This window comes from Adhaeribacter terreus (assembly GCF_042657365.1).
Taxonomy (GTDB): domain Bacteria; phylum Bacteroidota; class Bacteroidia; order Cytophagales; family Hymenobacteraceae; genus Adhaeribacter_A; species Adhaeribacter_A terreus.
In genome coordinates, this window is the sequence record NZ_JBHSKT010000009.1 from 42,399 (window position 1) to 65,213 (window position 22,815).

20 protein-coding genes are annotated in these 22,815 nt (G+C 46.0%); 8 read left to right on the forward strand and 12 right to left on the reverse strand.

Annotated features, from left to right (window positions below; translation table 11 throughout):
* The first annotated feature begins 80 nt into the window (after positions 1 to 80).
* The 3 genes from mutM to ACFPIB_RS14420 all read left to right on the forward strand — a co-directional run bounded on the left by mutM (position 81) and on the right by ACFPIB_RS14420 (position 2,694).
* Positions 81 to 896, forward strand: coding sequence for a DNA-formamidopyrimidine glycosylase (gene mutM, locus ACFPIB_RS14410; protein WP_378018166.1), 816 nt, complete (start codon positions 81 to 83; stop codon positions 894 to 896).
* A 166-nt stretch (positions 897 to 1,062) separates the two neighbouring features.
* Positions 1,063 to 2,307, forward strand: a complete 1,245-nt coding sequence (locus tag ACFPIB_RS14415; RefSeq protein WP_378018167.1) for a CHASE domain-containing protein — start codon at positions 1,063 to 1,065, stop codon at positions 2,305 to 2,307.
* A 9-nt stretch (positions 2,308 to 2,316) separates the two neighbouring features.
* Positions 2,317 to 2,694, forward strand: a complete 378-nt coding sequence (locus ACFPIB_RS14420) for a hypothetical protein (protein WP_378018168.1) — start codon at positions 2,317 to 2,319, stop codon at positions 2,692 to 2,694.
* Positions 2,695 to 2,858: 164 nt separating this feature from the next.
* On the opposite strand, the gene ACFPIB_RS14425 is transcribed toward ACFPIB_RS14420, so the two are convergent.
* The 3 genes from ACFPIB_RS14425 to ACFPIB_RS14435 form a co-directional block, all read right to left on the reverse strand.
* Positions 2,859 to 4,175: a TolC family protein gene (locus ACFPIB_RS14425; protein ID WP_378018169.1), complete on the reverse strand. Its 1,317-nt coding sequence runs from the start codon at positions 4,173 to 4,175 to the stop codon at positions 2,859 to 2,861.
* A gap of 143 nt (positions 4,176 to 4,318) precedes the next feature.
* Positions 4,319 to 7,432 (reverse strand): efflux RND transporter permease subunit, encoded by a 3,114-nt coding sequence (locus ACFPIB_RS14430; protein ID WP_378018170.1) that lies wholly within the window; start codon positions 7,430 to 7,432, stop codon positions 4,319 to 4,321.
* A 138-nt stretch (positions 7,433 to 7,570) separates the two neighbouring features.
* Complete coding sequence (locus tag ACFPIB_RS14435; protein WP_378018171.1) at positions 7,571 to 8,671, reverse strand: efflux RND transporter periplasmic adaptor subunit; 1,101 nt, start codon at positions 8,669 to 8,671, stop codon at positions 7,571 to 7,573.
* A gap of 394 nt (positions 8,672 to 9,065) precedes the next feature.
* On the opposite strand from ACFPIB_RS14435, the gene ACFPIB_RS14440 reads away from it, so the two are divergent.
* The 3 genes from ACFPIB_RS14440 (at position 9,066) to ACFPIB_RS14450 (ending at position 14,651) form a co-directional block, all read left to right on the forward strand.
* A complete protein-coding gene (locus tag ACFPIB_RS14440; protein ID WP_378018172.1) occupies positions 9,066 to 9,401 on the forward strand; it encodes an MGMT family protein in 336 nt (111 codons plus the stop codon).
* Between the two features lie 102 nt (positions 9,402 to 9,503).
* Entirely contained in the window at positions 9,504 to 12,329 is a 2,826-nt protein-coding gene (locus tag ACFPIB_RS14445) for a carboxypeptidase-like regulatory domain-containing protein (RefSeq protein ID WP_378018173.1), read from the forward strand.
* A 228-nt stretch (positions 12,330 to 12,557) separates the two neighbouring features.
* Positions 12,558 to 14,651: a M13 family metallopeptidase gene (locus ACFPIB_RS14450; RefSeq protein WP_378018174.1), complete on the forward strand. Its 2,094-nt coding sequence runs from the start codon at positions 12,558 to 12,560 to the stop codon at positions 14,649 to 14,651.
* Between the two features lie 117 nt (positions 14,652 to 14,768).
* Here the strand turns inward: ACFPIB_RS14450 and ACFPIB_RS14455 are convergent, their stop codons facing one another.
* From ACFPIB_RS14455 to xseA, 6 genes are all read right to left on the reverse strand, one after another.
* The gene (locus ACFPIB_RS14455; protein ID WP_378018175.1) at positions 14,769 to 15,101 is read right to left on the reverse strand and encodes a hypothetical protein; all 333 of its coding nucleotides are present in this window, start codon (positions 15,099 to 15,101) and stop codon (positions 14,769 to 14,771) included.
* Positions 15,102 to 15,112: 11 nt separating this feature from the next.
* Entirely contained in the window at positions 15,113 to 15,361 is a 249-nt protein-coding gene (locus ACFPIB_RS14460; RefSeq protein WP_378018176.1) for a DUF2442 domain-containing protein, read from the reverse strand.
* A gap of 8 nt (positions 15,362 to 15,369) precedes the next feature.
* Positions 15,370 to 15,630, reverse strand: coding sequence for a DUF4160 domain-containing protein (locus ACFPIB_RS14465; protein WP_378018177.1), 261 nt, complete (start codon positions 15,628 to 15,630; stop codon positions 15,370 to 15,372).
* Between the two features lie 86 nt (positions 15,631 to 15,716).
* The gene (locus ACFPIB_RS14470; protein ID WP_378018178.1) at positions 15,717 to 16,403 is read right to left on the reverse strand and encodes an alpha/beta fold hydrolase; all 687 of its coding nucleotides are present in this window, start codon (positions 16,401 to 16,403) and stop codon (positions 15,717 to 15,719) included.
* A gap of 18 nt (positions 16,404 to 16,421) precedes the next feature.
* Positions 16,422 to 16,676 carry an exodeoxyribonuclease VII small subunit gene (gene xseB, locus ACFPIB_RS14475; RefSeq protein WP_378018179.1) on the reverse strand — a complete coding sequence of 85 codons (255 nt, stop codon included), beginning with the start codon at positions 16,674 to 16,676 and terminating at the stop codon, positions 16,422 to 16,424.
* Positions 16,673 to 18,238 (reverse strand): exodeoxyribonuclease VII large subunit, encoded by a 1,566-nt coding sequence (gene xseA / locus ACFPIB_RS14480; RefSeq protein WP_378018180.1) that lies wholly within the window; start codon positions 18,236 to 18,238, stop codon positions 16,673 to 16,675. Before xseA ends, xseB begins: the two co-directional genes overlap by 4 nt.
* Before the next feature lie 849 nt (positions 18,239 to 19,087).
* Here xseA and ACFPIB_RS14485 point away from each other — a divergent pair.
* Entirely contained in the window at positions 19,088 to 19,582 is a 495-nt protein-coding gene (locus tag ACFPIB_RS14485; protein ID WP_378018181.1) for a DUF2062 domain-containing protein, read from the forward strand.
* On the opposite strand, the gene ACFPIB_RS14490 is transcribed toward ACFPIB_RS14485, so the two are convergent.
* Positions 19,579 to 20,079 carry a GNAT family N-acetyltransferase gene (locus tag ACFPIB_RS14490; protein ID WP_378018182.1) on the reverse strand — a complete coding sequence of 167 codons (501 nt, stop codon included), beginning with the start codon at positions 20,077 to 20,079 and terminating at the stop codon, positions 19,579 to 19,581. The two genes, ACFPIB_RS14485 and ACFPIB_RS14490, sit on opposite strands and share 4 nt — an antisense overlap.
* Positions 20,080 to 20,102: 23 nt before the next feature.
* Positions 20,103 to 20,327, reverse strand: a complete 225-nt coding sequence (locus tag ACFPIB_RS14495) for a CDGSH iron-sulfur domain-containing protein (RefSeq protein WP_378018183.1) — start codon at positions 20,325 to 20,327, stop codon at positions 20,103 to 20,105.
* Positions 20,328 to 20,461: 134 nt separating this feature from the next.
* On the opposite strand from ACFPIB_RS14495, the gene ACFPIB_RS14500 reads away from it, so the two are divergent.
* Positions 20,462 to 21,121, forward strand: a complete 660-nt coding sequence (locus ACFPIB_RS14500) for a hypothetical protein (RefSeq protein ID WP_378018184.1) — start codon at positions 20,462 to 20,464, stop codon at positions 21,119 to 21,121.
* Between the two features lie 56 nt (positions 21,122 to 21,177).
* Here the strand turns inward: ACFPIB_RS14500 and ACFPIB_RS14505 are convergent, their stop codons facing one another.
* On the reverse strand, positions 21,178 to 22,533 hold the full coding sequence (locus ACFPIB_RS14505) for a M43 family zinc metalloprotease (RefSeq protein WP_378018185.1): 1,356 nt from the start codon (positions 22,531 to 22,533) through the stop codon (positions 21,178 to 21,180).
* Positions 22,534 to 22,815 lie beyond the last annotated feature (282 nt).

The window sequence follows — 22,815 nt, forward strand, 5'->3', positions numbered from 1 at the left end:
TCATCTTAAAAACTGCTCTTAGTCAGAATTTTAAAAATTCCCCGGAAAAACCAAAAAACAAATAACCAGCAACCAAATTAATGCCCGAATTACCAGAAGTTGAAACGCTCCGGAAATATCTGGAAGAAACCAGTTTACACCAGAAAATTACCGGCTTTTCGGCCGTAGATGCCAAACGCCAGATCACCATGCCGCTGGACGAATTCCGGCAGGGAATAGTGGGGCGGAAGATGGTTAAAACTACGCGGATCGGGAAACATTTACTGGTTACCCTCGACAACGGAAACGTGCTGAGTCTGCATTTCGGTATGACCGGCGACCTCCATTATTACCGCATTCCCGAAGATGCACCGCGATTTGAACGGGCTACTTTTTTCTTCGACAGTGGCTTTAAACTGGCATTTGTAGATTCGCGGAAATTTGGCCGGATTGGTTTGTGGGAAAGCAAAACGGTATATAAAACAGCCAAAAAACTCGGGCCCGATGCGCTGGATATTTCCGAAGCGGAATTGAAGAAAAATCTGCGCAAAAGAAAAAGCCCGCTGAAACCTGCCTTGCTCGATCAGAAAATTCTGGCCGGCATTGGCAACTGGCTGGTAGATGAGATCCTTTTTCAGGCAAAACTGCATCCGGAAATAATTGCTGCTGAACTTACCGATCCGGAATTACAAAACCTGCTGCAAGCTATGCAAAATGTGCTGCAGATCTCCATCGAAAAAGAAGCTATTTACCGCGAACTTCCGGTTTCATTTCTCATTCATTCCCGCGAATGGGACGAATCGCCGCATCCTGAAAAAGATGCTCATAAGAACTGCCCGCGCTGCAAAACAGAAATTATAAGAACTGTGGTTGGCGGTCGCGCTACGTATTTATGTCCTCAGTGTCAGCCGACTTAAAAATGGCGCATGCGTTTAAAACGGTATGGTTTTAAGGCGAAAAAGTCTGAGAGAATTAAATACTGAATTACTGCCCGAAATAAGTACTTTTGTGGCAGAAGCATTAGCGAAATTGTTCATTATTTTCGGTGCCGGCACTACTTGTTGGTTGGCAAAATTTTAAGGCATGAAAGATAAAATATACAACGCGTTGCCATTGGTGCTCCTGGTTTCAGGGCTTATTGTTACGGTTTTATTTTTCCGGAACGAGCTGCGCTGGCACGATCTCAATCAGCAAACCTATTACCAGGACCAACTGGAGAAAATAAAGCAGAATATTACGTACCGGATGCAAACGTATGTAGATGAACAGATTGCAGCCGGCGCTTTCATTGCCAGTTCTGAACACGTAAGCCGGCACGAGTGGCGCGATTTTGTGGCAGCCTTGCAGTTAGATGTAAACTACCCCGGAATAAACGGACTTGGTTTTGCCGTGCCTGTAAACAAAGCAGATTCGCTGGCCTTTACTATGGAAACCCGCCGAGACCGGGCTGCTGAATTTACGATCAGAGGTTTAGGCTTGGTACCAGATGCAAAAGACTTTTTTGTGATAAAATATCTTGAACCGCAGTTGCGTAATTACAAAGCGCTGGGTTTTGATATGGGCTCGGAACCAATCCGCCGCGCCGCCATGGAAAAGGCCAGGAGTACGGGTAAAGCAGCCATTTCGGACCGGGTAGTGTTGGTGCAGGATAATAATAGAATGCCCAGCTTTTTGATTTACGTGCCTATTTTCCGCTCCGAAGCCCTTGCCGATACGGCCGGCAAACAGTTTTTAGGTTGGGCTTATGCGCCGTTCATTGCAGAAAATTTTATGAAAGGCGTGCTGCGCCGCGAATTAAAACGACCGAATCTGCCATATAAAGTAGAGCTTTACGATGGTGCTAAAACCGATACCAGCAAGTTGCTTTACAAATCGTGGGTAACGCGGCCAGACCAGACCGATTCTACTTATTCAACATCATTCCCGGTTTACAATAACCAATGGACGTTGCGCCTTTTGCCGGTGCGCGAGTACGAAACGGCTAAAGGTAAAACGCTGGCATACGTTATTCTTTTCGGGGGAATTTTGCTGAATATTTTGCTTTTCTTTTTGCTGCGCGCTTTTGCTAACACCCGTAAAAATGCCCTTGCACTGGCCGATGAAATGACCGTGGAACTCCGCGAACTGAACCAGAACCTGGACCGGAAAGTGGCAGAACGAACGCAGGAACTGGCAGCTAAAAACAAGCAACTGAGCAACTACGCCGAAAACCTGAAAAACGCTTACGAGGATATGGAAGTGAAAGTGAAATTCCGGAATCTGCAGCTCGAAAAGCAGGTTAAAGCCTTGCAGGAAGAAATTTTAAAGCTTAAAAACCCTAACGGTTAATCTTACGCTGTGCGTTACCTCGATCTGAATATTGTTGCATCGGAACACCTGCTGGGCAGTTGGGATGTATTGGAACGCCCGGGCGGGCAGGTTTCTGATACTTCCGTTTTTGCAAAGTGCAGCAAAGTGGTTTTTCAGAATAACGGCTCCGTGGTGGTTACCGATGGTACAATGAAGACCGGCCGTTGGGAACTGTTCAAAGAAACCGAAATTATTTACAACCCGCAGCTCAACTTTACTTTCAGCGAAGAAGAAGGCGTTTTAAATGCCATCATCACCCGTTTTCGCGAAGACGATGAAGAAGACTATATAAGCCGGAAAGTAACCTTTTATTTTACCTCCGGCATGGAACTGGTTCTGGAACAAAAAGCCGATAGTCCGCTCTAATCTCCAATAAATTCTTAAGCACTTTTTGGGCTGAAAAGCATAGCGTTTTCTTCCTGCCAATCCGTCACTTTTTGGCCTCAAAACCCTACCGTTTCACAAACAAAAAATGCCCGGCTCAATTTCCTGACCGGGCTTTTTGTTTAGGTTTTTCTCGAGCGAAAATCTTATAGTAATGGCAGATTCCCGGCTATTTCTTTCAGCGCGATCTCTGCAATTTTGGCCTGGTACTGTGAATTGCTGTAGCGTACTTCGGCATTTAAATGGTTCAGCTGCGCATCACGGAATTCTACCGGAGTAAGCGTTCCTAACTTGTATTTGTCTAAGGTAATTTCCAGGTTGCGGCGCGAAATTTCTACGTTTTTCTTTTCCAGCGTTACCAGATTTAAATTGGTAAGGTAAACCTGATACGCCCTGGTAAGCTGTGAATTGATGGTTTGGTTGGTTTTTTCCTGGTCTATCTGCGCGTTTTTTATCTGCAGTTCGGCAATTTTTTCGTTACGACGCTGCAAGCCTCCATTAAACAGATTTACCGAAGCCGAAAGCCCGTACGTTAAACCCCGACCAGATGAAGAAGTAGCAAAACCCAATGCAGATTCCGACCGGCTGAAATTATAACCCGAATTTACGCCCACCGCCGGATACCGGAGCGCGCGCACCTGTTTCTTGTCAAGTTCGGCAATGCGTTTGTTAATTCCGGCAGCTTTTAAATTCGGGTTTTGTTGTTGTGCCAGGTCAGAAAGTTGGCCTAAAGTAAGCGAAGTATCGATCCGGATCGAGTCTGTTACTTCGAAAGGGGTTGCAATATCGCGACCGATGATCTCATTCAATAGGGTTTTGGTATTGGAATAAAGTTCCTGTTGGCGCAGCAGATTGGTGGTATCGGTGTTCAGATCTACCTGTGCATTCAGTACGGCAAGTTTTGCTGCTTTTCCTATGGTAAAACGATTCTGGGCTACATTTAAGCGGGTGCGGGAAATGGAAATGGCAGAATCGTAAGCTAAAAGTTGCTGCTGCTGCTGGATCAGGTCGTAATAGGTGCGCATTACTTCGCCCACTTTGGTTAGCACAGTTTGCTGCAATTCGGTTTCGCTCAGCCTCCGGAATTCCTGAAGCTGGTCGTGGCGGGCAAACATTCTGAACCCATCGAAGATCGTCCAGTTCATTTCTACCCCATAGTTCACGTTCGAGTTCCGGGCATTGTTCCGTTCCCGAATGGTGCCATCAGATTGCGTCTGGCGGGTGGTCTGAATACCGTTATTGTCGTTCAGCACGGCATCTACCCGCGGTGTAAAACCGGCATTGGCCCAGCTTACGTTCAGGTCCTCAATTTCAACATTATTTCTGGCCAGCCTGATATCGTAATTCCGCTCCAGTGCGATCCGCACGGCTTCTTCCAGCGTTAAAATTTCCTGCGCTTTGCTTTGCCCGGCTGTAAATAACGCGGCCAGCAAAACGCCAAGAAAAAGAAATTTATGTTTCATCTTTATATTAAAACTAATTATTTCGATCAGTCCCACTTTGGAGGGGTAGGGGAGGACAGGTACATTATTGAATTTTGACGCAATAACGTGGTCATCCCCCACCCCCCCTTCAAAAGGGGACTTTTCTCTTCAAATTTCCAAACTTAGTGCCCGGCTTTCAGCGCCACTTCTTTCTCAAATTCCTCAATATGCTCGAATTCCGGGTGATGCTTGCGTTCTTTGCTCCACATAGAATAAATAGCCGGAATAACGAACAAGGTCAGAATTAACGAGAACATGGTGCCGCCAACAATTACAATACCCATGCCCATACGACTTTGCGCGGCCGCGCCTAACGCTAAGGCAATTGGTAAAGCACCCAGCGCAATGGCCAGACTGGTCATTAAAATAGGGCGGAGGCGGGCTTCAGAAGCTTCCATAATAGCCTCCATTTTTGGCTTGCCCTGTTCGCGGAGCTGATTCGCAAATTCTACGATCAGGATACCATTTTTCGTAACCAGACCAATAAGCATAATGGTACCGATCTGGCTAAAAATGTTCCAGGTCTGCCCGAAAAGCCACAAAGAAAGCAGGGCTCCGGCTACCGCCATGGGCACGGTAAGAATAATAATGAGCGGATCAACAAAGCTCTCGAACTGGGCTGCCAGAATTAAATAAATAAGCAGCAAAGCCAGCGCAAAAGCAAAAGCCGTGTTCGAGCTACTTTCCACAAAGTCCCGCGATTCACCGCCTAAGTCCGTAGAGAAACTGTCGTCCAGCACTTTATCCCGGACCCGGTTCATGGCATCGATCCCATCACCGATACTTTTTCCCGGCGAAAGACCAGCAGTAACTGTAGCAGACATGTAACGGTTATTGTGGTAAAGTTGCGGCGGGGCGCTTCTTTCATCTACTTTCACCAAATTATCGAGCTGAATCAGCTGGCCGGTATTGCTGCGCACGAATAGCGAAGTCAAGTCAATCGGCGCATCGCGGTCGGATTCTTCAAACTGGCCTACTACCTGGTATTGGCGCCCGTTCATGATAAAATATCCGAATCGTTGGCCGCTGAGCGAAAGCTGTAAGGTTTGTGCTACGTCTAAAACAGATACGCCCAGGGTTTGCGCTTTTTCCCGGTCTATGGTAATGTTTATCTCCGGTTTGTTGAATTTCAAGTTCACATCTACCATGCTGAAAGTAGGATCTTTGGCGGCTTCTTCCAGAAAAACCGGGATCTTTTCTTCCAGCGCCTGAAAATTCGGAGCCTGAATAATATACTGAATTGGCTGGCCGCCGCGCCGGTTTACCGAAATAGTTGGCTGTTGCGTAACCATGGTTCGGGCTTCGGAATAGCGTTTGGTCAGTTTGGTCAGGTCTTCAGCAATTTCTTTTTGGGAGCGTTCGCGTTCCGAAGGTTCTTTTAAAGCCAGACGTACCATACCGCTGTTTACGGAACCAGAACCACCAAAACCCGGCGAAGTAATAACCAAGGCAACCTGTTTTTCCGGCACTGAATCGTTCAGTAATTGGGTCAGGTCGGTCATAAAGCGGTCCATGTAATCGTAAGAAGCACCTTCTGGCGCCAGAACCTGCAAACGGAGCATGCTTCGGTCGTCGTAAGGGGCCGTTTCTTTTTGCAGGCTTATGTAGAAAAATACGATCATGGCAAGGCAAACGCCGATAATCGGGAAGCTAAGCCAGCGGTTTTGCATGAAGCTTCCCAGCGTTTCGGCGTAGCTTTTATTCATTTTCTGAAAATACGGCTCGGTCAAATCGTAGAATTTCGACTTTTTATGGCCGCCTTTTTTCATTAGGTAAGCATTCAGCATGGGCGTTAATGTAAGTGAAACGAATGCCGAAATAAGCACCGCCGCCCCGATCACCACACCAAATTCGCGGAACAACCGGCCTACAAAACCTTCCAGAAAAATAACCGGCAAAAATACCGCGGCCAGCGTAATAGAAATGGAAATAACCGCCAGGAAAATCTCGTTCGAGCCTTTAATAGCGGCCTCGATCGGGCTCATGCCTTCTTCCACTTTCTTGAAAATATTTTCGGTTACTACAATACCATCATCCACTACCAAGCCGGTTGCTAGTACAATTGCCAGCAGCGTCAGCACATTCACCGAAAAGCCGCAAAGGTACATAATGAAAAATGTAGCGATCAAAGAAACCGGGATATCGATCAGCGGGCGGAAAGCAATGCTCCAGTCGCGGAAGAAAAGGTAAATGATCATAATAACCAGCACCAGTGCAATGGCAATGGTTTCGCCAACTTCCACTACCGATTTTTTTACAAAAACGGTATTGTCCATAGCAATATTCAGCTTCAGATCCTTGGGTAATTCATTTTTTAGTTTTTCGAACTGCTCGTAAAAGGCTTCAGAAATTTCTAAATAATTGGTGCCCGGTTGCGGAATAATGGCTAAACCAACCATGGGCTGGCCCGATTCTGTCATTTTGGTTTCCAGGTTTTCCGGCCCGAGTTCGGCGTTGCCAATATCGCTGAAACGAATAATTTTACCAGCTTCCGATTTTACGATCAGGTTATTGAATTGCGTTTCGTTAGAAAGATTTCCAAGCGTTTTTACTACCAGTTCGGTGTTGGCGCCGGTTACTTTTCCGGAGGGAAGCTCTACGTTTTCGCGGTTAAGTGCATTGCGTACATCGCTAACAGTCAGGCCATAAGCGGCAAGTTTGCCGGGGTCGAGCCAAAGGCGCATGGCGTAGCGTTTCTGCCCCCAGATCTGGACCGTACTTACGCCCGGAATAGTTTGCAAACGCTGTGCGATCACATTTTCGGCATAATCGCTGAGCTCAAGCTGGTTGCGGTTGTCGCTGCTCACCGTCATTGAAATAATAGATTCGGCGTCGGCGTCAGCTTTGGAAACTACCGGCGGGGAATCAATGTCTTCGGGTAAATTCCGGATGGCCTGCGAAACTTTGTCGCGCACGTCGTTGGCGGCTTCTTCCAGGTCTTTTTCCAGGTTAAATTCTATGGTAATGTTGCTGGTTCCCTGGTTACTCGATGAAGAAATATTCCGGATGCCGTCGATCGAGTTGATGGCTTTTTCCAGCGGTTCAGTTATCTGCGATTCAATAATATCGGCGTTGGCCCCGGTGTAACTGGTACGCACCGAAACCACAGCCGGGTCTATGGAAGGAAATTCGCGGATGCCCAGAAAGGTATACCCGATCACGCCAAAAAGTATCAGCATCAGGTTGATCACAATGGTGAAAACCGGCCGCCGGATACTGGTGGTAGATAAACTCATATTAATTATTTTTTATACCTGACTTTTTAGGTTAAAAACGGTAGCGTTTTGGGTTCAAAAAGTGCTGGTTTGTTTTATTTTAATCTGGCAGAAGCTCTGCATTATTCAGTTAGCCTTGGGTCGAAGTTTACCAGTAAGCTATTTTTTCTGCGGAGTGCCATCTGCTACAATTTTCACTTTTACCGGCGCATTTGCTTTTAAAGCCATAATGCCGGTAGTTAAAACGGTATCGCCAGCAGAAAGACCGGAAGTAATGAGCACGTCTTTTTCAGTACGGGTACCGGTTTCTACTTTTACTTCTTTGGCTTTGCCGTTTTCCGCTACAAACACTTTTTTACCATTCTGGATCGGGATAATGGCTTCGGAAGGAACCAGCAACGCATTATCTGTTTCAGTAAGTGGAAGCTCAATATTGGCAAATGAACCCGGGCGCAAAATATTATCCGGATTGGCGGCGCGGGCGCGGAGTTGCAAGGTGCGGGTAGCAGATTCAATTCCGGGCTCAATGGCGTAAACTGTGGCGGTATATTTTTTAGGGCTGCCCGCAATCGTGAAGTTGATCTCGGTGTTTACTTTTACCTGGTTCGAATATTTTTCCGGAACGGAGAACGTGATTTTTACCGGGTCTGTATTTACGAGGTTGGCAACCACAATGTCCGGCGATAAGAAACCGCCTTCGGAAATATTGCGCAAACCAATTTGTCCGGAGAAAGGCGCTTTAATGGAAGTTTTGGCCAGCTGGGCCTGAATGAGTTGCGTTTGAGCTTTGGTGGTTAGGAGATCGGCGCGGGCCACATCGTATTCTTCTTTGCTGATCGCTTCTTTTTGTAAAAGTAAACCGGCACGGCGTTCGTTTTCGGCGGCAAGCTGTTGTTTGGTTTGGGCCTGGGCCAGCTGCGCACGCAGCTCCGAATCATCGACTTTCAGCAAAACCTGGCCTTTGCTTACGCGGCTGCCTTCCTGGAAAGAAATGTGGCGCACTCGGCCGGAAATTTCGCCACGGATCTCCACCTGTTCGTTGGCTTCTATAGAACCGGTTACGGAAAGTGTATTGGCAAATTGTTGTGGTTTCAGAACGATTCCGCTTACACGCATGGCCGGCATAGCGCCGCCGGGGCCGCCTTTTTTTCCGCCGGGGCCATTTTTGCCTTCCAGCTTTTTATTGGCAGAGATCCGGTAAAAAATAAGAGAACCAAGGGCAACGAGTAAGACGGTGTAAACAATGTATTTTGTTTTCATAATGCAGTTAAGCGGAGCTTTTAGCCGGTTTCTGATCCCGACTTTTGAGGGCTAAATCCTTAGCGTTTTTAAAAATATGGCAACCCGAAAAGGAGCCTTGAAAAGGAAACGGATTTTTGTCATAACGGCAAAACCGCCATTTCCATATACTGCGGTGCTATTTTTCGGGCAGGTTTTCCTTAAGCTGAAATTCAAACAAAGCTAATACGAAAATGCTTTCGATAGGGCAATTTTTTAAAAGCTTTTGTTAAATTTCGTGTTTTCCGGGTGGCCGGCGCAATTAGATGTAGCTACAGATAAAAGGTTTAATTTTAGATCTCAGAATTTTGAAAATACCTGTTCAGCTTTCGTAAACCACTAAAATACTTTCCGGACATTCCATTTAAGATCAGCGATGAAAGATAAAAAGACCAGTTTTTTTGAAGATGTGTACGCCGTCGTAAAGCTAATACCAAAAGGCCGGGTAACTTCTTACGGAGCAATTGCCAGTTATTTAGGTTCCAAAGGTTCGGCCCGCATGGTAGGCTGGGCATTGATCGCTTCGCATCCGCTTACCGATATTCCGGCCTGGCGCGTGGTAAATCGTAACGGCCTGCTCACGGGCAAACAGCATTTCGAAAACGCAAACGCTATGCAAAATGCCCTCGAAAGTGAAGGCCTGACCATAATTGATGATCAGATCCAGGATTTTGAAAAGCATTTCTGGGACCCGGCCAAAGAATTGCTCTAACTCGCAATAGGAAGCAGTAAAATCTTAAAGAGTTATAACGGCCTGATTTTTAGTTCCGGTTGTTAAGCCGTACCTTTGCAGGGTTAAACTTTTTCCTATTTCATGAAAAACATTTTATCCGCTCTTTTTGTGCTGATCTTTACGGTGCAGGCGGCTTATGCGCAGACATTTGCGCTGAAAGGTAAACTGGTAGATAAAGCTTCCGGCGAAGGCCTGGCAGGCGCCAGTGTTCAGGTTACCAGCCCTGAAACCACCACCGGTGGACTTACCGAAGTGAATGGTACGTTTAAAGTAGAGAATCTGAAACCAGGCACCTACACCGTAACGGCCAGCTACATCGGGTATCTTTCTGCTACCGAAACGGTAGTAATTTCCGGCAAAGATGCTTTTGTAACGTTCCGGCTGGGCGAAGACAATGCTACCCTGAATGAAGTGGAAATTGTTGCCGACGTAGCCGTGGAACGCGAAACGCCGGTTGCTTTCTCAGCAATTAAAGAATCTACCATCCGCGAAAGTTTAGCCGGCCGCGATCTGCCATTGCTCCTCAACGAAACGCCGGGCGTTTACGCAACCAACCAAGGCGGTGGCCCGGGCGAATCGCGCATCAGCATCCGTGGTTTCAGCCAGGAAAATATTGCGGTTATGGTAAACGGGGTGCCGGTAAACGATATGGAAAACGGCCGGGTGTTCTGGTCTAACTGGGATCTTGGCGACGTAACCAAATCTACGCAGGTGCAACGTGGTTTAAGTGCTTCCAAACTGGCAACGCCTTCGGTAGGAGGTACCATGAATATTCTTACCAAAGGTTTTGAGAACAAGCGCAGCATGGTTGTTCGCCAGGAAATTGGTAGCAATAATTACTCAAAAACTTCGCTTATGTATTCTTCCGGGCAGCTGAACGGCGACTGGGCTTTTACGGTTTATGGTTCGCGCCGTACTGGCGATGGCTGGGTGGAAGGAACCTGGGATGATTCCTGGTCTTATTTTGCCAACATCAGCAAGAAATTCGGTAACCATACGCTTTCTTTAACCGGTTTAGGCTCACCTCAGAAACACGGCCAGCGTGCTTTTGCCAAGAACATTGCTACTTACAGCGCCGAAAAAGCCAAAGAACTGGGTGCAACCAACTATATAGATAACGACGGCAAAATTGTTGGCGATTATGGTTTTGATTACAATGCGCATTGGGGCGATCTTGACCGTTACACAATTTCCGAAGGAGATACCATTCATCACCGCGAAAAACTGAACGAACGCCAGAACTTTTACCACAAACCACAGTTCAACCTGAACCATTTCTGGACAATCTCTGATAAATTATTCATGAGCAACGTGGTTTATGCTTCTATTGGTAATGGTGGTGGAGTAAGCCCGCTGAGCACCATTGCAACCAAAGATGGCCGCCCGAATTTTCAGGGAATTTACGATGCTAACTATAAAAACCGGGAAACTGCAAAAGCTGCCAACATTCTGCGCGCCAACGTAAACAACCACCGCTGGTACGGCTTTATTTCCGGTATGGATTATAAGGCTACTGAAAGAACTACATTATCGGCTGGTATCGACGGCCGTACCTACAAAGGTGAACACTACAGCGAGATCTATGATCTGCTCGGCGCTAATTATGCAAGCAACATTTCCGGCCACGCCAACCAGGATCCGAACACCAAACTTACCAAAGGCGACAAGATAAGCTTCAACAACGATGGTTACGTGCGCTACATTGGTGGTTTCCTGATGGCCGAATATAAAACGCCGGTGCTTTCGGCTTTTGTAAGCGGTACGCTTTCGAACACGGCCTATAAACGTAAAGATTATTTCCTGCCAAAGTTTTACAATATTAACGGTACTGAAACGCCGGTAGGTTTTTATACCACACCAGGTACCATTTTAAACCAGGTTAATAATATTTACTACACGCAGTCTGATTATGTGATCTCCGGAAAAGATACCATTCAGCTTAATCAAGATGCACCGGTAACCGTTGGGATTGGAAACAATAAAAAAGATATTCAGCAGGTTTCTGGTACAGGCAAACTGAAAGAAAGCGACTGGGTGAAGTTTACCGGTTATACTATAAAAGGTGGTTTGAACTACAACCTGAACGAATTCAACAACATCTTCTTCAACCTGGGCTATATTAATAAACCGCAGTTCTTCAATTTCGTTTTCGATACCCGTACCGGCGAGCAGTTTGCCAACAATCAGAACGAAGGCGTAATGTCTTTTGAAGTGGGTTATGGAATAAGCCGTAATAACTTTAAGGCTAACCTGAATGGTTACCACACTACCTGGTACGATCGCTCACTTTCCAGTTCAGTGCAGGATGAAGCCACCGGCGGCATGCTTTACTACAATATTACCGGTATGGATGCGCGCCACATAGGGGTAGAACTTGAATTAGCGCAGGAAATTAGCCGTAAAGTTTCGTTAAACGCTGCTATCTCGTTAGGCGATTGGCGTTGGAACTCTACCGGTCTTGCCCGGATTATTTCTGAAACCGGTGTGCTAATTGACGAAGTGAACTTTAATGCTAAAGGCGTGCACGTGGGGGGCTCGGCGCAAAACCAGTTTATGGTTGGGGTGCGTTACGAACCAATTAAAGGTTTCTACATTCGTCCTACCTATCTGATGTTTACCAAGAATTATGCAGATTTTTCGCCGACTGCTTTACCAACCGATAAAACACCGCAGGATGCTTTCCGTCTGCCAACCAGCCGCAACATCGATATTCACTCCGGTTATTCTTTCAAATTCTACAAAGACCTGAAACTGACGCTGAATGGCTCCGTGCTGAACGTGTTGAATGAATTCTACATTACCGATGCTCCTACCCGTTCTGGTATCGACCAGTTTGATCCGGATAAGATTGAAGTATTCTTTAACCGCGGCCGGACCTTCGTGATCGGTGCTTCGGTTGCTTTATAAACTGAAAAACGCTACCGTTTTTACCCCAAAAACCAGCTCCTGACCGGGCTGGTTTTTTTATTTTCAGGCAGCTTCGGGGCAGGGAAAAACGCTATGGTTTTAGTCTTAAAAAGTAATGTCCGGAAACGGGCAGCAACGTGCGAAAACATACAAAATGCGTGTGTGCAAGGCTTTTATGCAACAACTTTCGAAAATATTGCCTAAATTTTCAGCATTAAATAATATACTATGAAAAGAAAGTCTTTTATACCTGTTTCGATGGCATTGGCGGCAATGTTGCTAACCCAGTGCAAAGCGCCGCAAGCGCAGCAAACCTCGGCTACGGTAGTCGCTACTCCGGCTCCAGTAATGACAGCACTAACCAAAGGTGTAGGCATCGATGTGCCGAACATTGATAAATCGGTTTCGCCTTGCGATGATTTTTACCAATACGCCAACGGCAACTGGATAAAAAACAATCCGGTGCCCGCCACCGAAAGCCGCTGGAGCAGTTTTAACGAAGTAGCCGAACGCAACAATGCAATTTTGCGCCAGTTACTGAATAATGCCGCGGCCACTACCAATGCTGAAAAAGGCAGCAACATGCAGAAAGTAGGCGATTATTTCTTCTCCGGAATGGATTCTGCGGGAATTGAAAACGCCGGCCTGGCGCCAATTAAACCGGAGCTGGACCGTCTGAATGCCGTGAAAGACATGAAAGGCCTGCAGAATATACTGGCTACGCACCAGATGCATGGTTTCGGCCCGATGTTCGGTTCGTATGTTGGTCAGGACGATAAGATCAGCACGCAATATGCCTTGTTCGTTTACCAGGGCGGAACCGGTTTGCCCGACCGTGATTATTACCTGAAAGATGACAAACGTTCGCAGGAGATCCGCGCGGCTTACCTGAATTACCTGCGCAACATGTTCACCTTGCTCGGCGATTCTGAAAAACAGGCGGTTGCCAACGCGAATAAAGTAATGTCCATTGAAACACGGTTAGCCAAAGCTTCTAAATCTAGAGTTGAGCTGCGCGACCCGTATGCTAATTACAACAAAATGACGGTTGCGGAATTCCAGAAATTGATGCCGAACCTGAACGTGAAAACCTGGCTGACCAACATGAAACTGGGCGCGGCCAAAGAAGTAATTGTGGGCCAGCCGGCTTTCTTCAAAGAGCTGAACGCCATGCTGAAAAGCGTGCCGGTAGCCGACTGGAAAACGTATATGCGTTTGCGCATGGTTTCCTCTTTAGCCAGTGCGCTGCCAACCGCTTACGCACAGGAGAATTTTAATTTCTTCAGCAAAACATTAAGTGGCGCCAAGCAAATGCAACCGCGCTGGAAACGCATGGCCCGCTCTACCGACGGTGCTTTGGGCGAAGCTTTAGGCCAGCTTTACGTAGAGAAAACCTTCTCGCCGGAAGCCAAAGCCAAAGCGCTTACCATGATCAAAAACCTGCAGGCTGCTTTCCAGGAACACGTGAAAAACCTGGACTGGATGAGCGAAGAAACCAAGCAGAAAGCCATGCAGAAACTGGATGCTTTCGCGATCAAGATCGGTTATCCGGATAAGTGGAAAGATTATGCTGCTTTTGAAGTGAACCGTGGTCCTTACGTGATGAACGTGCTGCGTTCGCGCATTTTCGAATATAACGATATGGCTTCTAAACTGGGCAAACCGGTAGACCGCAACGAATGGCACATGAGCCCGCCAACGGTAAATGCATATTACAACCCTTCGATGAACGAGATCGTGTTCCCGGCCGGTATTTTACAGCCGCCTTTCTTCGATCCGAAAGCCGATGATGCAGTAAATTATGGCGGTATGGGTGCCGTAATCGGCCACGAGCTGACCCACGGTTTCGATGACCAGGGCCGACAGTACGACCACGAAGGCAATCTGAAAGACTGGTGGACCAAAGAAGATGCCGAGCGTTTTGCCAAACACACTGCCATGGTTGACAAGCAATATAGTGGCTATGCGCCTTTAGACAGCGTTTATGTTAACGGGCAATTGACCATGGGCGAAAATATTGCCGATATTGGTGGTTTGAACATTGCTTATACTGCTTTGCAAAAAGCCAACGCCGGCAAAACCGATCCGAAATTTGACGGTTTCACCCAGAATCAGCGCTTCTTCCTGGCTTGGGCCCAAAACTGGCGGAACAATTCTACCGACCAGGCACTTCGTCAACAGGTTCTTACCGATCCGCATTCGCCGGGTAAATTCCGTTGCAATGGCCCATTAGCCAACATGCCACAATTCTACGAAGCCTTTGGCTGTAAAGAAGGTGACAAAATGGTGCGCAAACCAGAAGACCGCATCCGGATCTGGTAAACAGAAAACGGTATTGTTTTAAAGTAAAAAAGAGGAGCCAGGCTGGTTCCTCTTTTTTTTGTTTGTGTTGCTGGCGCAAGCGTTCAGCCGAAGGCGTCACTTGTGCCAGTTAGGTTATTATTGGTCTTTCTTAACTTTTGAATGAAAGTATTCCCACGCATAGCTTTCTATTTCACCACCAGTCAATTCATTGCCCTCTTCATCAAGTAATTTATACATTTCTTGTCTGTTTCTAATGCTTGCAGCTCCGTCTAAACCTAATAGAATGGTGTACATAGAATCAGTCAAGGTTTGTTCTAGAATTTTATAAAGTGTAGCCTTCTTATCGTCTTTTAAATTCAAGGAGTTGATTAGCTTGCCTATGGAAATTTCATATTCGTTATTGAAGTATAATTGAAGCAAATCTTCCTTCTCATTATAAAAACCTTTAATAAAATCTTCTGGAGTCATATTCAAAGCTACTAAGCTACGTCTTTCTTTTCAGCGGGCATTTCTCGCAGGAAATTCGGGCAGATGTCGTAACCATTATACCACGCGAGACCACCGCCCGGCTCAATGTTAACTTTACTGAAATTTTCAGTTTCAAGTAGTTCTTGTGTAAATCCTTTGCCAATGTATGGTCTGATATTTACCACTTTCTCATAGCCATCCTGAAACTTTAACCAAATATGATAAGTGCTTAAAACTTCAAATTCAATTATTTCATTCATAGCTGTTCTTATTTTAAAGGTTCAATTTTGTCCAGATTTGCCGGAATCTGTGCTTTCTCCCAATTCTGCATCAGTTCTTCTTTGTGTAAAGAAGCCCATTCTAAAACCAAAGCATGTGCTCTATTGGGCAAATTGCCGGCAATTCTGTCTAAAGTTCTTATATCGTATTCTGCTTTATATCCTTCGTAATCGGCATGAAAATGCGGAGGATTATGGTCGCTGAAATACATTCGAATAATTATTCCGTAAAATCTACTTAATTCCGGCACTTTTATTTTAATAATACGAAAACTTATGTTTTAATATTGCAATAAATATCTTGATTACTCAATCACCTAGTAAAACGCTACCCCAATCACCCAAAAAACTGCCTACATTCAAACACCAACCTCGCTACCGGAATTTTCTCCAGCGGATGAACTGTATTCGGTAAAACCAGCAGCGCAGCATTTTTCAGTTGCTTTCTAACCGACGCCGTTTCTTCCAAACTTACCATCGGGTCTCGGTCGCCGACGCTAACTAAAACCGGAATTTCGATCTGCGACAGGTCTTCTTCGGAAAGCGCTTTTTGCTGACCTAAAGCGAGCATCATTTCAGCGGTTTTGCGGAGCACGTTTTTCCAGAGGTGCTCGCCGTGGCGTTCGGAAAGTTCGTTCGCAAACATCGGTACTTTCGCTTCAATTTTATCCGGATCGAGCAGCTTGGTTTCTTTTTCCGCCGAAGCTTCATTCCAGTCGAATTTAGTAGCGAGCGTGAAAATGCGCTTTACTTTTTCCGGGTGTTTAGCTGCTAAATGCAAAGCCACATAACCGCCCATGCTGTACCCGAAAATGGAAACGGCATCGAGGTTATTTTCTTCGAGCCAGTTAAAAACCTGCTCCGAAAAACCTTCAATTTTAAACGGTTCCGTAGAAAAAGCTTCCGAACCGTGGCCGTAAAAATCGAGGCAATAAACGTCGTAATGTTCCGATAAAGCCGTTTTCAGTTCGTTGAAGTTGGTATGGCAACCCAGCGCGCCGTGCAGCAATAAGAGTTTTTCCATTGAAAAAGATAGCGTTTTTTAAAACAATTTGCCCGGCGCAGGTTTGTCAGAATCTGATTTTGATTCGGTTTCATTGTTGCATTCAATATCCTCGAAAACCTGGTTGATGGCGGCTTCGGCGGAACGTAATTTCTGCTTGCAGATCTTGATGAGTTCGGAAGAACGCTGCACTTTCTGCGTCAGTTCATCAACATCTACGGCGTCGGTTTCTATGGCTTTCAGGATGGCTTCGAGCTCCTGCGTGGCTTCTTTGTAAGTTAAGTTCTGGTTCATAAAATAGTCAGGTTGGTAATGGTACTTTCGGCGCCGCCGTCGGCAAAATGCGTCTGGATCAGGTCGCCGGGTTTCAGGTCTTTGGCGCTGCGCACCAGCTGGCCGTTCACGTAGGTAAGCGTGTAGCCGCGCAGCAACATTTGCTCCGGATCGCGGTTTTTCACTTCCATTTCCGAAAGTTGCAAACGATAGGTTTTTTCACGTAAAAACTGCTGCGTTTCGGTTTTGAGTTTATTGGTAAACGGTTGAAAGCGAAGTTGTTTGCTTGTAATATTGTTTTTGGCGGAAGTGCTGATGCAGTAAATTAAATGCTCGAGTTTTTGCTGCTTTTGCCCTACCGTTTGGCGGCTCAGGTTTTCGAGTTTATGCGTTTGCTGCAAGAGTTTTACTTCCGAATTTTCGAGTTTCTTGCGCGTGAAATTTACCAGGTTCAGTTCGTGGCAACTGATGAGTTTGTCCTGTTCGGTAAGGAATTTTTTGGGCTTCACCGATAAGCTGCGCACCAGCATTTCGAGTCTGGAATCCTGCTGTTTTAAATAACGGTTGGTTTGCTGCGATAATTGTAAAACCTGGTTTTCCAAAGCGGATGTTTTGCGTTTCACAATGCTTTCGGCCAGATCTTTCAGGTCTTCGAAAACGGTATCTAAATGGGCTTCAAAAGTCAGAAACTGCTCGATTAAAAAAGCAGCAACCGCGGTGGGCGTTTTCAGTTTGGTGTGCGCTACAATATCGGCCACCGTTTCGTCGCGCTCGTGGCCAATGCCCGTAAGCACCGGCAACGGAAAATTGCCAATAGCCGCCGCCAGTTCATAATCGTCGAAACACAACAAATCGGTTTGCGCACCGCCGCCCCGGATCAGAATTACCGCATCGAACTGGCTTTTCTGCATTTCTATTAACCGGAAAGCTTGCCGCACGGAAGCCGCCGCTTCGTTGCCCTGCACGCTTGCTTCGAATAAAGTTGTTTTGAAATGATAGCCGTACGGATTATGCGAAAGCTGCTTCATAAAATCTTCGAAACCGGCGGCGGTAGCCGAAGAAATTACGGCCAGACGTTGCGGAACTTCGGGCAGAAATCGCTGTTTGTTTTTCTCTAAAAGTCCGTTGGCTTCAAGTTTTCTTAAAGTTTCCTGTTTCTGCCGCGCCAGATCGCCGATGGTATAGTTCGGGTCGATGTCCAGGATATCGAGATTGAAGCCATACAGTTCGTGAAACCGCACGCTGGCATTGAACAGGATTTTTAAACCGCTGCGCAGTTTATGGCCGGTCTGGCTTTCGAAGTACGAGGAAATTTCGCGGTAATTGTTGCGCCAGATCGTGCCTTTGGCCTGTGCAATGAGGTTGCTTTGGTTGCGGCTGTCTTTTTCGGTAAGCGTTAAATAGCAATGTCCACTGGCATGCGTACGCACTTCCGAAATTTCCGCAACCACCCAGTAATTGGCCGGAAACGCTTCTTCCAACGCTTCGCGGATCTTATTCTGGAGTTGGAAAAGCGTAAGCGGCTGGTTGGCGCGGGTAGCGTACGATACATCCGAATACGTAATTTTGGTAAATAAACCCATGCTGCCAACTTCCTTTGTTTAAAAAGCTAAGGTAAAGATTTTCGTTTTAATTTGCTTGGTTTGTGGTTTGGAGATTGTGATATTTCTTGTCATTCTGAACGTAAGTTGAAGGAACTTATGAAGCCTTATTTTTGAGTTTTTCTGCTTGAAAGGATACCGTTTTTTGATGTCATCCTGAGCACAATTGAGCGCGGGAGCGCGAAGATTGCGAGCGTAGCTCTGAAGGACTTTTCTGCGGTAAGTAGTTTTTCAACTAAAAGTGCCAGCGTTTTTGAAACACCTTTTCTACTACACATTTAACTTTAAACTTCCATCGGCAATTTTCACCCTCAAGCCGGGCGGGCTTCGTTTCTGCGTTCGCGTCTCACCCTTTCCTAGCCGCAGGCGGCTTTTCTGACGAAACCGGAAAGTGCGGAGGCCGCGCACGCAGAAACTGGTATCATTCACCTTCGTAGTCAGCTTTTTTTTAGTTTAGCTTTCTCTTATAGCGTGGTTTTCAAGCTACGCTGCGCTGGCGCAATGCGTGAAAAGTGAAAATAAGGTAGAAAGTAAAATCTCCCCTCCTTGATAATGAGGGGTTGGGGGGGCCATCATTACTGTCTGCTTTAGCTGACGGATTAAATAATAAATCCCAACTCAAACAATTGTCCTGAAAATCCTGATAAAAAAACGCTATCATTTTTACCGGAAAAAGTCGGATTTGGCCTTAGTTTTGTGGAACGAAAACGCCTGAAATTATATTTTAATTAAAAATGCCATTTTTCAGGTTACCTGCGGCGTTTTTTACGTATAAACCCTGAACTGCGAACCCGGTCATCGCAGCAGATCACCGCTTAACCTTCCGGAGTATTGGAAAAAGAATTACAACCAAAAGAAAATTTTTTTAAACGCAAACTGGTAAAACCGCTGCTGGCTTTACTCAAAGCTGGGATTACGCCCGAAAAATTGTCGCTGACAGTTACCTTGGGTGCTATTATTGGTTTGATTCCGGCTTTTGGGGTTACTACCTTAATTGGTACGTTGGTGGCGGCGCGGTTCCGGCTGAATAGCCCTATCTTGTTGCTGATCAGTTATTTTGTTAACCCGATCCAGATCATTATTGCTATTCCGCTGGTTAAACTTGGCATTTTTATTTTTGGCGGCACTCCGTTACGCTATTCGCTCGCCCAGATCATGCACATGATAAAAGAAGACTGGGTGGCAACCCTGAACAAACTCTGGGTAGCCAATTTGCTGGGTATTGCTGCGTGGGCCTTATTGGCTATTCCAATGGGTTTAGTGGTTTACTACGCCACATTGCCGATTTTCCGGCGGTTTGTGCGCACGCAGGCTGCCGTAGCTTAGGCCAGTTTTTTCTCCATCACAAAATCGTTCATCCAGTAATTTCCTATCGGAATATCTTCTTCCCGGATCACGGCGTAACCGCAGCGTTCGTAAAAGGCTTTTGCCGGATTATGTTTGTTTACGTTCAGTTCCAGCACTTTTCCGCCCAATTTCAATACGGTTTCTGCGGCCGCTTCAATAGCTTGTTTGCCTAAACCTTTGCCCTGCATTTCCGGCAACAGATAAAGTTTGTTCAGTTTGTAGCGTAGCTCCGTTATTTCGATTAAACTAAGAGAAAGAAACCCAGCCGCTTCGGAGTTGAACTGGATAAAATAGAACCGCTGACCGTTTTGTACTTGTCTGGCCAGCGAATCAGCATTATAAATTTCTTCCTGCATAAAAAGCAGCTGCTCGCGGCTCAGAATGTTTTTATACGTCGGTTCCCAGGTTGCTAAAGCCAGAGCGCGCAGCTCCGGAATATCTTTTTCCGAAGCCGGCGTTAACGTAATTGCAGTCATAAATTGAATTGCACAAGCTTAAATTACGCTTTTCTCTCAGGCAGATCGAAGGCTACAGCATTATGCTCAAAATGGCCTTTGTGTGATCCATCGCAAAATGGTTTGTTTTTAGAAAGCCCACAACGACAGATGCTTACCAGTTCGCGGCCGCCTAAGCCATACACGTTGCCTTGTGCGTCTACAATTTCAAATTCGCCTTCAATTCTTAGAGAGCCGTTATTATTTACAGTAAGTTTAGTTTTTGCCATGGTTCTGGTACGGTTTTTAGTTCTTTCAAAGATAAGGCAATTCGCGTAAAACGGCATTGTGCCAATAAGAAGCTTTTAGTTCTGACCAAATAAAAGCGTAATTTCGTTGCCCGGAAAAGCTTTTTCCTGATTATATGAAGAACAGAATTTTGTTGGTTGTGGCCGGAATGTTGGCTTTTAATTTTACTGCCGAAGCCCAGAAATACATTACAGCGGCCGGTTTGCGCGTAGAAAAGAACCGCATGGGTTTAACCTTGCAGCAACGCGTTCTGCCTAAAAGTACGATTGAGTTTCTGGGAATGGCTGGCACCCGCGAAGTTAGCGCCACCGCACTTTTTCAGCAACATTTCCCGATCATTACCCATGGCTTAAACTATTATATTGGCGCAGGCGGACACATTGGCGATCTGAAAGATAACGGTGCTTTTTATGGAGTAGATGGCGTTTTAGGGTTGGAAGCCAAATTGATCTTCACTCGTTTGTTGCTTTCCGCCGATTTAAAACCGGCCATCCATTTTAACCACGAAGATTATTTTGGTTTGCAGGGCGGCTTTTCGCTGCGCTACATTTTAATTAAAGAAAAGAAGAAAAAGCTTAACCTGTTCGGTGGCGATAATGATAAGAATTCCGGCGGAATATTCGGGAACAAGAAAAAGGAAAAAGAAAAAAGCGGTTTCAAACTTTTTGGCGATAAGGAAGAAGAAAAGCCGGAGAAAAAGAAATTCCGGTTATTTCCGGATAAAGAAGAGGAAGAAGTGCCGGAAGAAAAACCGAGATTCAAACTATTCGATTAAAACAAAAAAAGTCCGGCAAAGCTTGCCGGACTTTTTTAATGAAAAGGGGGCGGTTATTATCTTTCTATTACAAAGCGTACTAATTTGCCTTCTTCTGCACCGTTTATGCGGCAGAAATACATGCCGTTCGCCAACGCGCCAAAGCTGCGGTTGTCTTCAGAATTTATGCTGAATATGTGTTTGCCGGCTGGTTTCGAACCTTCTTTATAAGTGCCAACCAAAGCACCCATCAGGTTATAAATTTCTACTTCCACGTTCGTGTTTTCAGCGGCTACTGAGTAGCTCACGTTCATGTCGGTTTTTACCGGGTTCGGGAATACGGTAGCCGGTGCCATGTGCAGCTCTCTGTCCGAAATTTGGGCCTGGCCGCTTTGCTGTGTTGTGGTGCTGGTGCCGGAAGCAATTGCTGTACCCGGAGCTTGAGCCCCTGGTGAAGTGGTTAAACTATAGTGGAAACCACCCGGCGCTAAAACTGCAGCCATACGGTTTGCCTGGCCGGTTGTGAACATATACATGCAAGGGTCATCGGTGTAATCCATGAAGTTCATGCTCATGTCGCCGTTGTTGCTGCAGGTCTTTTTCGGGAACGTTGGGCAGCCGTAGTTTGAAGTTTGTTGGGTAGGAGTGTCAGAAACAAGGTCGTTTCCGCAGGTAGCATCTCCCCAAATGTGACGCAGATTCAAATAGTGGCCAACTTCGTGCGTAGTGGTGCGGCCAAGGTCATAACCTTGATAGTAAACTCCTCCAGGAAATTTCGCTCTTGAACCAAATGCGGCATAAGCCATTACTACACCATCGGTAGCAGCCGGGCCGCCCGGAAACTGCGCATAACCTAATAATTGCTGGCCCATGCTGGCAAGTTTCGGCGCGATCCAGAAATTCAGATACTGCGAGGTGTTCCAGGCATCGTGTCCGCCTTTGCTGGTATATTTAATGGCGTCATTGGCTGAGAAAGATTTGGTTTTGGTAGAGGTGCGGGTAACGCCGTTCGTAGGGTTTCCGTTCGGATCTTGTTTGGCTAATACAAACTGGATCTGGGCATCGGCAGCTAAACCGGCATAAAGCGCAGGGGTGTTGCTGTTATCGGCGTTTAGTTTACGAAAATCTTCGTTCAGTACATCTATCTGGCTTTGGATCTGGCCCAGCGAAATATTTTGCGAAGCTGTATTGTAAATAACGTGCACTACTACCGGAATGGTAACCACGGCGTTTGTACGTTGGTTGGCCGGCCTGTTCTGCAGAAATTTCTGGGTGTGGGCTTCAATAGCGGTCATCCGCGATTCCATTTGCGGATCTTGCTGCATCTGATGATGTAGAACTTCCATGGCTGAACAGCGCTGGAAATCTGATTGAGCCATTGCACCGGAAGCGCACAGCAATCCTGCCGCAGCGAAAGCGTAAAATTTTTTCATAAGGTTTTAATGGTTTAAGGTGAGAATGTTTTTTTAATGAATTTCAGGAATTAATCTTAAATTCTCTGAAATATTGCAATTGGTTTTCGTAGTTCAAAATATTTTGTTCAATTTTTTTTAAAATATTTATATAAACAGCGAATGCAGCTTACGTTGCCCCTTTCTAAAAAGGTTACATATTTTTAGTAAAAATTGTATCCAATTATGAAAATTTGCTTTAACCTGTTGGTTTTCAGATTTAAATATTCATTCGGGTAATAAAAGGGCATTTCTGGGTTTGCT

Excerpts from the sequence above, each read along its gene's own strand:
- mutM (WP_378018166.1), top strand. The coding sequence starts at position 81 with ATGCCCGAATTACCAGAAGTTGAAACGCTCCGGAAATATCTGGAAGAA.
- ACFPIB_RS14415 (WP_378018167.1), top strand. The coding sequence starts at position 1,063 with ATGAAAGATAAAATATACAACGCGTTGCCATTGGTGCTCCTGGTTTCA.
- ACFPIB_RS14425 (WP_378018169.1), bottom strand. The coding sequence starts at position 4,175 with ATGAAACATAAATTTCTTTTTCTTGGCGTTTTGCTGGCCGCGTTATTT.
- ACFPIB_RS14430 (WP_378018170.1), bottom strand. The coding sequence starts at position 7,432 with ATGAGTTTATCTACCACCAGTATCCGGCGGCCGGTTTTCACCATTGTG.
- ACFPIB_RS14435 (WP_378018171.1), bottom strand. The coding sequence starts at position 8,671 with ATGAAAACAAAATACATTGTTTACACCGTCTTACTCGTTGCCCTTGGT.
- ACFPIB_RS14440 (WP_378018172.1), top strand. The coding sequence starts at position 9,066 with ATGAAAGATAAAAAGACCAGTTTTTTTGAAGATGTGTACGCCGTCGTA.
- ACFPIB_RS14445 (WP_378018173.1), top strand. The coding sequence starts at position 9,504 with ATGAAAAACATTTTATCCGCTCTTTTTGTGCTGATCTTTACGGTGCAG.
- ACFPIB_RS14450 (WP_378018174.1), top strand. The coding sequence starts at position 12,558 with ATGAAAAGAAAGTCTTTTATACCTGTTTCGATGGCATTGGCGGCAATG.
- ACFPIB_RS14455 (WP_378018175.1), bottom strand. The coding sequence starts at position 15,101 with ATGACTCCAGAAGATTTTATTAAAGGTTTTTATAATGAGAAGGAAGAT.
- ACFPIB_RS14460 (WP_378018176.1), bottom strand. The coding sequence starts at position 15,361 with ATGAATGAAATAATTGAATTTGAAGTTTTAAGCACTTATCATATTTGG.
- ACFPIB_RS14470 (WP_378018178.1), bottom strand. The coding sequence starts at position 16,403 with ATGGAAAAACTCTTATTGCTGCACGGCGCGCTGGGTTGCCATACCAAC.
- xseB (WP_378018179.1), bottom strand. The coding sequence starts at position 16,676 with ATGAACCAGAACTTAACTTACAAAGAAGCCACGCAGGAGCTCGAAGCC.
- xseA (WP_378018180.1), bottom strand. The coding sequence starts at position 18,238 with ATGGGTTTATTTACCAAAATTACGTATTCGGATGTATCGTACGCTACC.
- ACFPIB_RS14490 (WP_378018182.1), bottom strand. The coding sequence starts at position 20,079 with ATGACTGCAATTACGTTAACGCCGGCTTCGGAAAAAGATATTCCGGAG.
- ACFPIB_RS14495 (WP_378018183.1), bottom strand. The coding sequence starts at position 20,327 with ATGGCAAAAACTAAACTTACTGTAAATAATAACGGCTCTCTAAGAATT.
- ACFPIB_RS14500 (WP_378018184.1), top strand. The coding sequence starts at position 20,462 with ATGAAGAACAGAATTTTGTTGGTTGTGGCCGGAATGTTGGCTTTTAAT.
- ACFPIB_RS14505 (WP_378018185.1), bottom strand. The coding sequence starts at position 22,533 with ATGAAAAAATTTTACGCTTTCGCTGCGGCAGGATTGCTGTGCGCTTCC.